The organism is Variovorax sp. Varisp41, assembly GCF_047325085.1.
GTDB lineage: Bacteria > Pseudomonadota > Gammaproteobacteria > Burkholderiales > Burkholderiaceae_C > Variovorax.
Genome location: NZ_CP168540.1, coordinates 1709209 through 1721220, shown reverse-complemented (window position 1 = coordinate 1721220; position 12012 = coordinate 1709209). Strand labels below are relative to the sequence as shown.

Genomic DNA, 12012 nt, shown 5'->3' with positions numbered 1-12012 from the left:
TCAGGCGTGGCCCAGCTCGGCGCAGCTGCGCATGCGCGCCTCGTCGGGGGCCTCGGTGGCGACGATGCGGAAGATGTCGTCCTTGCCCTTGGCCTGCGCGGCGGGCTTCGATTCCACGATCAGCACCGACTGCACCGACTGGTGGTCGCAGGCGCGGTAGTAGGTCGGCCCCTTGTAGGCGTCGCTCTTGAGGGCCTGCAGCGCCTCGGCCACGCGGTCGCTGTCGGTGCTTCCGGCCTGCTTCGCCGCGGCCAGCAGGTTGCGCACGCCCGCATAGCCCAGGCCCGCGTAGTCGGTCGGCGCGGTGCCGCCGTTGGCCGCGCGGAACGCCGTGTTGAAGGCGCGCGCCGAGGGCGTGCTTTCCTCCATGCCCCAGTAGTAGCCGGTGCCGCCGATGATGTCGGCATACACCTCGTGGCCGTCGACCATGCGGCCCGAGTGCATCAGGAGCGGCGCGATGATCTTCGACTTCTGCTTGACGCCGAAGTCGCCGGCCTGGCGGAAGGCGATCGACTGGTCGCGGCCGAAGTTGCAGACCACCAGCACGTCGGGCTTGAGCGCGAGGATGCGCGGGAAGTAGCTCGAGAAGTCGGTCTGGCCCAGCGGATGGCGGATGTCGGCCAGCACCTCGATGCCGAAGGCCTTGCCGGCCGCGAGGAAGCCGCGCGACATCTCGTGGCCGTAGGCGTAGTCGGCCGTGAGGAACACCACGCGCTTGCCCATCTTCGGGAAGGCGTAGCGCGCCACCGCGCCCGCGGTCATGTGCGGGTTCAGGCACTCGTGGAAGGTGTACTTGCTGAAGTCCTTGGCCTCGTTGATCGAGTCGGACTGGCTCACCGAGTTGTAGATGATCTTGCGCTGCTTCGTCGCGTTGTTGACCGACAGCTGCACCGCTGCCGACACCGAGCCCACGATGAAGTGCGCGCGGTCCTTCTCGATCAGCTCGACCGTGCGCGTGACGGCCTCCTGCGGGTTGAGCTTGTCGTCGCGCACCAGCAGTTCGGCGCGCCGGCCGCCGGCCGCGTTGAACTCCTTGATCGCGAGCTCGGCGCCTTGCTGCACGGCGCGCGCCTCGGCCGCGAAGGGCCCGGTCAGCGGGATCGGCAGGCCGACGCGCAACGGTTCGTTCTGCGCCAGCGCGCGCAGCGGCAGCGCGGCACCCGAGGCCAGCAGGGCGCCGCCGGCGGCCTGCAGCACGGTGCGCCGGCGCAGCGAGGGGGAGGGAAGGTCGAGGGGCGAGGTCATGGCGTGTCTCCTTGTCGTTCGGGTCAATGCAAGCGATGAAGGCGCGGGCCCGGGTGCGCCCGCGCGGCCGGGGATCAGATGCGTCCGAGGGCGCGCAGCACTTTCTCGGGGGTCACGGGCTGTTCCGACACGTGGGCGCCGAAGGGCCGCAGTGCGTCGTTGATCGCGTTGAGCACGGCGGCCGGCGCACCCGCCGTGCCGGCCTCGCCCGCGCCCTTGGCGCCGAGCTGCGAGGTGCGCGTGGGCGTCTCGATGTGGGCCACCTCGATGTCGGGCATCTCGAAGGCCATCGGCACCAGGTAGTCGGCCATGCTGCCGTTGCGCATCAGGCCGTGGTCGTCGTAGAGGCATTCCTCGTAGAGCACGCCGCCGATGCCCTGCACCACGGCGCCGCGGATCTGTTCGTCGACCAGCATCGGGTTGAGCACGCGCCCGCAGTCCTCCACCACCCAGTGGCGCAGCAGCCGCACGAAGCCGGTGTCGACGTCGACCTCGACGTAAGAGGCCTGCACGCCGTTGGTGAAGACGAAGGGATAGTCGCGCTGCGCATAGTGGCGCGTGACCACCAGCTCGGGCTGGAAGCCCGCGGGCAGCAGGTCGGGGCGGAAGTGCGCGAGCCGGCCGAGCTCGGCCAGGTCGGACAGCGTGTCGCCGGTGGCCAGGCAGCGCACCTCGCCGTGCGCGATCGTCAGGCCCTCGGCCGGCCGCTTCAGGTGCGCGGCTGCCAGCGCCAGGATGTGGCCGCGCAGGTCGCGGCTCGCGAGCAGCACGGCCTCGCCGCCGATGCCCGCGCCGCGCGAGGCCCAGGTGCCGCCGCCGTAGGGCGTGGCCGCGGTGTCGCCGGTCAGCACGCGCACCGAGGCCATCGGCAGGCCCAGCGTGTCGGCCACGATCTGCGCGAAGATGGTCTCGGTGCCCTGGCCCTGTTCGCCCACGCCGGTGGCGCAGTGCACCACGCCGGTGGGGTCGAGCCGCACGGTCGCGCCATCCTGCGCCGCGATGCGCGCGCCGCCCACGCCGTAGAAGGCCGGGCCGGGATTGGTCAGCTCGATCAGCGCCGCCAGGCCGATGCCGCGGTGCACGCCGCGCTCGCGCAGCGAGGCCTGCTCGCGGCGCAGCGCGCCGTAGTCCATCAGCGTCTCGATGCGGTCCAGGCAGGCCTGGTGCGACAGCCCCTCGAGCAGGATGCCCGAGGCACCCTGGCGCGGATAGCTGCCGTCCTCCATCACGTTGCGGCGGCGCAGTTCGAGCGGGTCGATGCCCAGCTTCGCCGCGGCGAGATCGACCAGCCCCTCGGTCACGGTGCAGGCGATCGGATGGCCGACGCCGCGGTACTGGCTGGTCTGCACCTTGTTGAGGAAGGCGACATCGAGCGTGGCCTTGTAGTGCGCGTGCTTGTAGGGGCCGCCCGTGATGTTGATGACCTGGTTGCCCTCGATCGCGCTGGTGCGCGGGAACATCGAGAACGGGCCGATGCCCGTGAGGTCGTCGATCTGGAAGGCCAGCATGCGGCCGTCGCGCGCCAGCGCGAGCCGCGCCTTCACGCGGTGCTCGCGCGCATGCACGTCGGTGACGAAGGACTCGAGCCGGTCGGCGACGAACTTGACGGGCCGCCCCAGCAGCACCGACAGCGCCACCGTCGCGAAGTCGTCGGCATAGGCATGCACCTTGATGCCGAAGGAACCGCCGACGTCGCGGCAGACCACGCGCACGTCGGCCTCCTGCAGGCCGAGCTGGCGCGCATAGAGGTCGGCCATCATGTGCGGCGCCTGGTGCGAGTGGTGCACCACGAGGCGCCGGCCGGTGGGCGTGAAGTCGGCCAGCACGGCGCGCGGTTCCAGCGTCACGCCGGTGTGGCGGCCGAAGCGGAACTCGTCCTCGACCACCACGTCGGCACCCTCGAACACCGCCTCCACGCCGCCGGTGTCGATCTCGCGGTGGAAGCACAGGTTGCTGCCGAGCTCGGGATGGATCACCGGCGTGGCGGCATCGAGCGCCGTGTCCATGTGCACCGCGGCGGGCAGCGGCTCCCATTCGACCTGGACCGCGTCGAGCGCGTCCTCGGCCAGCGCCCGGGTGCGGCCGAGGATGGCGAGCACCGCCTCGCCCTGCCAGCTGGCGCGCTCGATCGCCAGCGCATGCTGCGGCGGCGAGCGCATGCCCGCCAGGTGCTTGAGCGTGCCGACCCAGGGCGCGCAGACCGCCGCGAGCTGGCGGCCGTCGACGATGGCCGCGATGCCCGGCATGCGGCGCGCCGCCTCGGCATCGATGCGCACGATGCGCGCATGCGCATGCGGGCTGCGCAGGTAGACCACGTGCAGCATGCGCGGCAGCTCGAGGTCGTCGACGTAGTTCGCGCGGCCCTGCGTGAGCCGCTGCATGTTGGGCCGCTCGACCGACTGGCCGATGTAGCGCTGCGCCTCGATCTCGCGCACCGGCGCGGGGAGGGTGAGGTCGTTCATGCCGCGCTCCCCGCGGCGCCGGTACAGCCGCCGCAACGCGCCTGCCGTTCCTGCCCGGCCAGCGCGATCGCGTCGACGATCGCGTGGTAGCCCGTGCAGCGGCAGTAGTTGCCCGAGATCTGCTCGCGGATCGTGTCGCGGCCCGGGCAGGGCGTGCGTTCGAGCAGCGCATGCGCGGTCAGCAGCATGCCCGAGGTGCAGGCGCCGCATTGCGCGGCATTGCGCGCCGAGAAGCTGCGCTGCAGGTCGGCGAGCGTGCCGGCGTCGGACAGGCCCTCGATGGTCTCGATGCGCCGGCCGTCGGCCTGCACCGCGAGCACCAGGCAGCCGCGCGCGATCTCGCCGTCGATCAGCACCGTGCAGGCGCCGCACACGCCGTGCTCGCAGCCCACGCGCGTGCCCTTGAGGCCGAGCTCGTCGCGCAGCCAGTCGACCAGGTGCTGGCGCGGCTCCACGCGGCAGGCGTGCACCTCGCCGTTGACCTCGATGCGCACCGCGAGCTGGAGGTCGTGGGTGTCGGTGGTGGTGTCCATCACTGGGCGGTCTCCGGTTGCAGCACGCGCTCGACCGCGCGCCGCAGCAGCACGCCGGCCAGGTGGCGCTTGGCCGCGGCGCTGCTGTGCAGGTCGGCATCGGGCTGCATGTCCTCGTCGAGGCTCAGCACGGCCGCCTCGAGCGTGCTTTCGTCGGCCTGGGTGCCGGCCAGCCGGGTCTCGGCGCCGAGCGCGCGCATTGGCGTGTTGCCCATGCCGAAGAAGGCGATGCGCAGGTCGGACAGCCGGCCCTCGTGCACGTCGGCGGCCAGCGCGATGCCCACGATGGCGTAGTCGCCATGGCGCCGCGCGAGTTCGGCGAAGGCGAAGCGGCGCGCCGGGCCCGGCAGCGGGAACTCGAGCGCCACCAGCACCTCGTGCGCGCGCAGGTCGGTCTGGTAGAGGTCGACGAAGAAGTCGCCGGCCATCACGCGGCGCTCGCGCTGGCCGTCGCTCACGATCAGCTCGGCATCGGCCGCGAGCGCGCAGGCCGGCCACTCGGCCGCGGGATCGGCGAAGGCGATCGAGCCGCCGAGCGTGCCGCGGTTGCGGATCGCCGCGTGCGCCACGTGCGGCGCGGCCTGCGACAGCAGCGGCAGCCGCTGCGCGATCAGTTCCGAGCATTCGATGTCGACGTGCCGCACCAGCGCGCCGATGCGCAGGAAGTCGCCGCGCAGTTCGATGCCGCGCAGCTCGGGCAGGGCGGCGATGTCGATCAGCAGTTGCGGCTTCGACAGCCGCATGTTGAGCGTGGCCAGCAGGGTCTGGCCGCCGGCCAGCACGCGGGCCGCGTCGCCGTGCTCGCGCAGCAGGGCCGAGGTCTGGGCCAGGCTCTGCGCGCGCAGGTAGGAGAAGGCGGGGGCTTTCATCGCGGGCTTTCCTGGCTCAGAACGCGCGGCTCGCGAGCCAGCCGATGCCGCTGCCGATCGCGAGCCACAGCAGGCGCTGCAGTTCGCCGGACCAGGGGCCGAAGCCGGCCGATGCAGTGGTGGCGCGCACGGGTGCCGCCAACGTGGGGGCCGGTTCGCGCCGTGCCTCGGGCCTGTCCGCCGCGGCTTCGAGCACCTGCGCCGCGGGCTTCGGCGCGAGCTGCTCATTGAGCGCGAGAAAGAACTCGTCGGCCATCTTGCGTGCCGAGGCATTCACGAGCCGGCCGCCGATCTGCCCCAGCTTGCCGCCGACGGCCGCCTCGACCGTGTAGGTCAGCCGCGTGCCGTTGCCCTCGGTGGCGAGCGTGACGCGCGATTCGCCCTTGGCCATGCCGGCCGCTCCGCCGCTGCCCTCGAAGGCGATGCGGCAGCTCTGCGGTTCGACCACGTCGAGCCGGCGGATGCGGCCGCTGAAATGCGCGCGCACCGGGCCGATCTTGGCGAGCAGCCGCGCCTCCATCTCGTTCTCGCCGAGCCGGCGGATCTCCTCGCAGCCGGGCACGCAGCGCGCCAGCAGCTCGGGATCGTCGAGGGCACGCCAGACCGTCTCGCGGCCCGCGGGAATCCACTGTTCGCCTTGCAGTTCCATCCGTCGTCTCTTTCCTCGGTGGCGCACCGGGAGCCGGTGCCGTTCGCATGGGCCGGAGTATTTAACGATTGGTCAATAAGATCATTGGTACTTACCATGAGGTAAATTGCGACCCTCCAACGACAACACCGACGACAACAGCCGTTCATGAAAGACGCATCCGAAGACCCGAAGAACGTGGCCGTCAAACCCGCGCGCCAGCGGCTCTCGACCGAGGACCGCGAGCGCCAGATCCTCGACGGCGCGATCGCCTTCTTCTCGGAGCGCGGCCTCGACGGCCAGACGCGCGAGCTGGCGCAGCAGATCGGCATCACGCATCCGCTGCTCTATCACTACTTCCCGAACAAGCGCGCGCTGATCGAGCGCGTGTACGAGGAGGTCTACCTCGAGCGCTGGCAGCAGGAGTGGGAGGAGTGGCTGTCCGACCGCTCCACGCCGCTCGAGGCGCGGCTGGTGCGCTTCTACGGCGCCTATGCGCGCGCGATCCTCACCAAGGAGTGGGTGCGCATCCTGGTGTTCTCGGGGCTGTCCGACGGCTACGTGCCGGGGCAGTACATGGAACTGCTCAAGGAGCGGCTGTTCCCGCACATCTGGCGCGAGATGCGCCACGAGCTCGGCCTCACGGGGCGCGCCAAGCCCACCGAGCGCGAGCGCGAGCTGATGTGGGGCATCCACGGCGGGATCTTCTACATCGGCGTGCGGCGCTGGATCTACGCCGAGGCCATGCCCGAGGACCTCGACGCGGTGCTGGCCGACCGCGTGCGCGCCTTCATGCTGGTGGCGCCCGAGGTGTTCGGCCGCAAGGGCGCGAAGCCCTCGGCCTGATCGCGCCGAAGCGGGTGCCGCTTTCAGATGCATTGGTCATAGCCATATCGCAAACGCTTCGTTGGTGAGCGCGCGGCGACTCCCTACAGTGCGGCCTGCACTTTTCACAAGGAGTTACGCATGTCGATCCTGAGCCGCTGGTGGCGAGCCGCCTCCCTTGCCACGCTGACCTTCATCGCGAGCGCCCCCGTGGCCGTCGCCCAATCCACGGCCGAAGCCGGCGAGGCGCTGGTGTCGACCGAGTGGCTCGAGAAGAACCTCAGGAACGCCAGGGTGCGCGTGATCGAGGTCAGCGTGAACCCCGGCCTCTACGAGCGCGGCCACATCCCCGGCGCGGTCAACTTCTCGTGGCACAACGACCTCAACGACCGCGTGCGCCGCGACATCGTGAGCCAGGCCCAGTTCGAGAAGCTGCTGTCGGCCGCGGGCGTCGACAAGGACACCACCGTCGTGCTGTACGGCGACAACAACAACTGGTTCGCGGCCTGGGGCGCCTGGGTGTTTGAGCAGTACGGCCTGAGCAACGTCAAGCTGCTCGACGGCGGCCGCAAGAAGTGGGAGGCCGAGAACCGCACGCTCGAGAACCGCACCCCCGAGTACGCCGCCACCGCCTTCAAGGCGAGCCGGCCCGACCCGGCGCTGCGCGCGCGCCTCGTCGACGTGGTGGCGGTGGCCGACGGCAAGTCGGACACGCGCCTGGTCGACATCCGATCGGCCGACGAATACAGCGGCAAGATCTTCGCGCCGCCGGGCGCGGCCGAACTCGCAGTGCGCGCGGGCCACATCCCCGGCGCGGCCAACGTGCCCTGGGGCCGCGCGGTCAACGAGGACGGCACCTTCAAGTCGCCGGCCGAGCTGAAGGCGCTGTACGCCGCCGCGGGCATCGACGGCAGCAAGCCGGTCATCACCTACTGCCGCATCGGCGAGCGCTCGAGCCACACCTGGTTCGCGCTGCACCGCATCCTCGGCTACAAGAACGTGCGCAACTACGACGGCTCGTGGACCGAGTACGGCAACGCCGTCGGCGTGCCGGTGAACAACCCGAGCGGCACCGTCTGGGCGTCGAAGTGAATCGAGGAGAGAAGAAGAACGAGGAGGGGGTGTGAGTCACCAGGAGTTGGGTAGCCGTCCGCCGGAAGCGCGGACGGCATTGGGCGAGCCTTCGGGCTCGTTTTTTTTGGATGGCACGGGCGCGGCGCGCTGGCCCGCGCTGGCCACGGCGTCGGTCGTGCTGGTGCTGCTCGCGGCCGGCGTGCACCTGCTCGGCGAGCGCAGCGGCGGCCGCGCGCTGGCCTTCGCGCTGGGCATTGGCGCGGTGCTCGGCATCGTGCTGCAGCGCTCGCGCTTCTGCTTCTATTGCCATGCGCGCGACTACTTCGAGCGCGGCGACGCGCGCGGCCTGCTCGCGATCGTCGCGGCGCTCGCGGTGGGCACGCTCGGCATGCACGTGGTGATGAGCGGCTGGCTGCCGGTGCCGCAGCCGGGCCGGCTGCCGCCCGATGCCCACATCGGCCCGGTGAGCTGGGCACTGGTGCTCGCGGGCCTGGCCTTCGGCGCGGGCATGGTGGTGTCGGGCTCGTGCATCAGCGCGCACTGGTACCGGCTCGGCGAGGGCTCGCCCACCGCTCCCTTCGCACTCGCGGGCGCGGCGCTGGGCTTCGTGCTCGGCTTCAACACCTGGAACCCGCTCTACAGCGCGACCATCGCCACCGCGCCCGTGCCCTGGCTGCCGCATCACCTCGGCTATGCGGGCTCGGCCGTACTGCAGCTCGCGGTGCTCGCGCTCGCGAGCGCGCTGCTGTGGCGACGCCTGCCGCCCGCGCAGAACGCCGCGGTGCCCGCGAGCTTCGGCGCCGCGCTGCGCGCGCTGCTGCACGGGCGCTGGCCCTACGTCTGGGGCGGCCTCGCGGTCGGCGCCATCGCCGTGATCGTGGTGCTGCGGCTGCGGCCGCTGGGCGTGACGGCCGCGCTCGGCAGCGCGGCGCGCGGGGCCGGCGATGGGCTTGGCCTGCTGCCGCAGCGGCTCGAGGGCCTCGACGGCTTCGCGGGCTGCGTCACGGCCGTGGCGCAGAGCCTGTGGCAGACGCCGAACGCGCTGCTGGTCGGCGGCCTCGTCGCCGGCGCCTTCGCGGCCGCGCTCGCGAGCGGGCAGTTCCGGCCCGCGTGGCCGCGGCCGGCGCAGGTCGCGCGCGGGCTCGGCGGCGGCCTGCTGCTCGGCTGGGGCGCGATGACCGGCCTGGGCTGCACCGTCGGCAACCTGCTGTCGGGCACCATGGCCGGCGCGCTCTCGGGCTGGGTCTTCGGCGCGGCCGTGCTGCTCGCGGTCTGGGCCGGCCTCAAGCTGCGCTGGGGCAACTGAGTGGCATTCCAGGGCCGCGCATATCGAAGCACGCATTCCTTCTTTGTGCCGCGCCCGCGCCGTTGATACGGTCGGTCCTCTTTTCTTTCTTTGCAGCAGAGGACACGCGACATGGGCGCCAGGGATTTCGAGCGGCAGCTTCTTTCGGGCGCCGATGGCGGCACGCGCCACGAGGCCGACGTGCTGGTGATCGGCGGCGGCCCGGCCGGCGCCTGGGCCGCGGTGAGCGCGGCCGCGCGCGGCGCGCGCGTGCTGCTGGCCGACAAGGGCTTCTGCGGCACCTCGGGCGCCACCGCGCCTTCGGGCACTGGCCTGTGGCACGTGCCGGCCGAAGGCACGGCGCGCGAGGAGGCCAAGGCCAGCCGCTTCGCGATGGGCGGCCAGCTGGCCGAGCACGCCTGGATGGACCGCGTGCTCGAGCAGACCTGGACCAACGTCGAGACGCTCAAGGAATGGGGCTATCCGTTTCCGGTCGACGACCAGGGCGCGCTGCGCTGCACCTCGCTGCAGGGCCCCGAATACATGCGGCTGATGCGCAAGCGCGTGAAGGCCGCGGGCGCGCGCATCCTCGACCACAGCCCGGTGCTCGAGCTGCTGGTCGACGAGCACGGCACCGTCTGCGGCGCCACCGGGGTGAACCGGCAGAGCGGCGAAAGCTGGGTGGCGCGCGCCGGCGCGGTGGTCATCGCCACCGGCGGCTGCGCCTTCCTGAGCCGCGCGCTGGGCTGCAACGTGCTGACCGGCGACGGCCAATTGATGGCGGCCGAGGTCGGCGCGGCCCTGTCGGGCATGGAGTTCTCCAATGCCTACGGGCTCGGCCCGGCGTTCTCGTCGGTCACCAAGTCGCTGTTCTACAACTGGGCCACCTTCTACACGGCCGACGGCGTGGCGATCGAGGGCGCGGGCTCGTCCAAGGGCCGCGGCGTGATCGCGCAGACGCTGCAGGCGCAGCCCGTCTATGCCTGCCTCGATCGCGCCGACGCGCAGATCCGCGCCTGGATGCGCACCGCGCAGCCGAACTTCTTCGTCTCCTTCGACCGCCAGGGCATCGACCCCTTCACGCAGCACTTCCCGGTCACCCTGCGGCTCGAGGGCACGGTGCGCGGCACCGGCGGCCTGCACCTGATCGACGACAGTTGCGCCACCACCGTGGCCGGCCTCTATGCCGCGGGCGACGCGGCCACGCGCGAACTGATCTGCGGCGGCTTCACCGGCGGCGGCAGCCACAACGCGGCATGGGCGCTGTCCTCGGGTTTCTGGGCCGGTGCCGGCGCGGCCGATTTCGGGCGCGATGCGCGCGCGCGCTCGCAACGCACGGCCCTGCGCGCCGGCGGCGTCGCGCTGGCCACGCGCGGCGCGCAGGCCTGGGACAGCCAGGCCGTGGTGCGCGCGGTGCAGGCCGAGGTCTTTCCCTACGAACGCAACTGGTTCCGCGAAGGCGACGCGCTGCGCGATTCGCTCGCGCGGCTCGACGCCCTGTGGGAGCGCCTGCGCCAGGGCGCGCCCGCGGCCAGCGCGGCCGACGCGGTGCGCGCGCGCGAAGCGGCCGCCATGCTGGCCACCTCGCGCTGGATGTACCGCAGCGCGCTGCAGCGCACCGAGACGCGCGGCATGCACCGCCGGCGCGAGCATTCGGCCATCGACCCGAGCCAGCGCCATCGCCTGCTGAGCGGCGGGCTCGACGAGGTCTGGGTGCGGCGCCATGCCGTGCAACGGCGCGCCGAGGAAGAGGTGGCCGCATGATCGAGCTCATCAGCGCCGAACGCTGCACCGCCTGCAACATCTGCGTGAGCGCCTGCCCGACCAACGTGTTCGAGGCCGTGCCCGGCGGCCTGCCGCGCATCGCGCGCCAGGATGATTGCCAGACCTGCTTCATGTGCGAGCTCTACTGCCCCGAGGATGCGCTCTACGTCGCGCCGATCGCCGACCGCGGCGCCACCGCCGAGGAGCGCGACGTGGCCGCCCAGGCGCTGATGGGCAGCTACCGCCGCGACATCGGCTGGGGGCGCGGCCGCCAGTCGACGGCCTCGGCCGACGCCAGCTTCGAACTGCTGCGGCGCGCGCACTGATGGCGGCGCCCGTCGATACCGGCCGCCGACGGCTGCTGCGCGGCGCCGTCGCCGCAACCGCGGCCACGCTGCCGCTGTTCTCGATCGCCCAGGGCGCACCCGGCGCGGGCGTGCTGCGCCTGGGCTACATCGGTCCGGGCAGGAAGCCCGCGGCCGCCACCGGCTGGGCGCTGCGCCAGGGCCTGTTGCAGCGCGAGCTCGCGCCGCTGGGCTTCAAGGAGGTGGTCACGCGCAACTTCCCGAACGGACCCGACCTCAACGAAGCCTTCATCTCGGGCGTGCTCGACGTCGGCATCTACGGTGACACGCCCGCCGTGGTCGCGCGCTCGCGCGGGCTCGATGCGCGGCTGATCGGCTTCGACACCGTGGGCATGAACGTCTGGCTGCTCACGCCGCGCGACGGCGTGCGCAGCGTGCGCGAGCTCGAGGGCCAGGCCATCGGCGTGGCGCGCGGTTCCTACATGCACCGCTACGTGCTGGGCCTGCTCAAGGAGCATGGCCTGCAGAAGTCGGTGAAGGTGATCCACATGTTCCCGCGCGACGGCGAGGCCGCGCTCGACCAGCGCTCGATCGCCGCCTTCGCGGCCCAGATCGACGTCGGCCCGCTGCTCGCATCGCGCGGCTACCCGGTGATCGACGAGGCCGACCGCCATCCCACCCTGCGCGGCACCTCGGTGATCGTCGCCTCGTCGAAGCTGCTCGCCACCGCGCCCGGCCTGCCGGCCGCCTGGACCCGCGCGCGCCGCGCGGCCATTGCCGAGATGCGCGCCGACAGTGCGGCCTACTACGCCTTCCATGCCGAGGTCAGCGGCTTCCCGCTCGAGGCGGTCAAGGCCTCGCATCCGCTGAGCCAGTATCCCGAGGCGGCCTATCCGGCCGAGGGGCTGGGGCTGATCGAGGAGGTGAAGAAGTTCCTGCTGGCGGAGAAGCTGGTGACGCAGGACTTTGCGTTGGCGCAGTGGCAGTGGGCGTCGCGTGAGGGCATAGAAGGCTGAACGCTC

At 72.0% G+C, this 12012-nt stretch carries 11 protein-coding genes; 6 read left to right on the top strand and 5 right to left on the bottom strand.

The window, feature by feature from the left end; translation table 11 throughout:
• The 5 genes from ACEN9J_RS08045 to ACEN9J_RS08025 all read right to left on the bottom strand — a co-directional run bounded on the left by ACEN9J_RS08045 (nucleotide 1) and on the right by ACEN9J_RS08025 (nucleotide 5758).
• Nucleotides 1–1245, bottom strand: coding sequence for an ABC transporter substrate-binding protein (locus tag ACEN9J_RS08045; protein ID WP_413763772.1), 1245 nt, complete (start codon nucleotides 1243–1245; stop codon nucleotides 1–3).
• Between the two features lie 74 nt (nucleotides 1246–1319).
• Entirely contained in the window at nucleotides 1320–3707 is a 2388-nt protein-coding gene (locus ACEN9J_RS08040) for a xanthine dehydrogenase family protein molybdopterin-binding subunit (protein ID WP_413763771.1), read from the bottom strand.
• Nucleotides 3704–4240, bottom strand: a complete 537-nt coding sequence (locus ACEN9J_RS08035; RefSeq protein ID WP_413763770.1) for a (2Fe-2S)-binding protein — start codon at nucleotides 4238–4240, stop codon at nucleotides 3704–3706. The genes ACEN9J_RS08040 and ACEN9J_RS08035 overlap by 4 nt, the downstream gene beginning before the upstream one ends.
• Complete coding sequence (locus ACEN9J_RS08030) at nucleotides 4240–5109, bottom strand: FAD binding domain-containing protein (protein WP_261210873.1); 870 nt, start codon at nucleotides 5107–5109, stop codon at nucleotides 4240–4242. The genes ACEN9J_RS08035 and ACEN9J_RS08030 overlap by 1 nt, the downstream gene beginning before the upstream one ends.
• A gap of 16 nt (nucleotides 5110–5125) precedes the next feature.
• A complete protein-coding gene (locus tag ACEN9J_RS08025) occupies nucleotides 5126–5758 on the bottom strand; it encodes a CoxG family protein (protein WP_413763769.1) in 633 nt (210 codons plus the stop codon).
• A gap of 147 nt (nucleotides 5759–5905) precedes the next feature.
• Here ACEN9J_RS08025 and ACEN9J_RS08020 point away from each other — a divergent pair, with 147 nt between their 5' ends.
• From ACEN9J_RS08020 to ACEN9J_RS07995, 6 genes are all read left to right on the top strand, one after another.
• Complete coding sequence (locus tag ACEN9J_RS08020; protein ID WP_413763768.1) at nucleotides 5906–6583, top strand: TetR/AcrR family transcriptional regulator; 678 nt, start codon at nucleotides 5906–5908, stop codon at nucleotides 6581–6583.
• Nucleotides 6584–6703: 120 nt separating this feature from the next.
• On the top strand, nucleotides 6704–7654 hold the full coding sequence (locus tag ACEN9J_RS08015) for a sulfurtransferase (protein ID WP_413763767.1): 951 nt from the start codon (nucleotides 6704–6706) through the stop codon (nucleotides 7652–7654).
• Between the two features lie 106 nt (nucleotides 7655–7760).
• Entirely contained in the window at nucleotides 7761–8942 is a 1182-nt protein-coding gene (locus ACEN9J_RS08010) for a YeeE/YedE family protein (protein ID WP_413763766.1), read from the top strand.
• 111 nt (nucleotides 8943–9053) lie between these two features.
• Complete coding sequence (locus ACEN9J_RS08005) at nucleotides 9054–10685, top strand: FAD-dependent oxidoreductase (RefSeq protein WP_413763765.1); 1632 nt, start codon at nucleotides 9054–9056, stop codon at nucleotides 10683–10685.
• Nucleotides 10682–11011, top strand: a complete 330-nt coding sequence (locus tag ACEN9J_RS08000) for a 4Fe-4S binding protein (protein WP_057594253.1) — start codon at nucleotides 10682–10684, stop codon at nucleotides 11009–11011. The genes ACEN9J_RS08005 and ACEN9J_RS08000 overlap by 4 nt, the downstream gene beginning before the upstream one ends.
• The gene (locus ACEN9J_RS07995) at nucleotides 11011–12006 is read left to right on the top strand and encodes an ABC transporter substrate-binding protein (protein WP_296734345.1); all 996 of its coding nucleotides are present in this window, start codon (nucleotides 11011–11013) and stop codon (nucleotides 12004–12006) included. The genes ACEN9J_RS08000 and ACEN9J_RS07995 overlap by 1 nt, the downstream gene beginning before the upstream one ends.
• The last annotated feature ends 6 nt before the right edge of the window (nucleotides 12007–12012 follow it).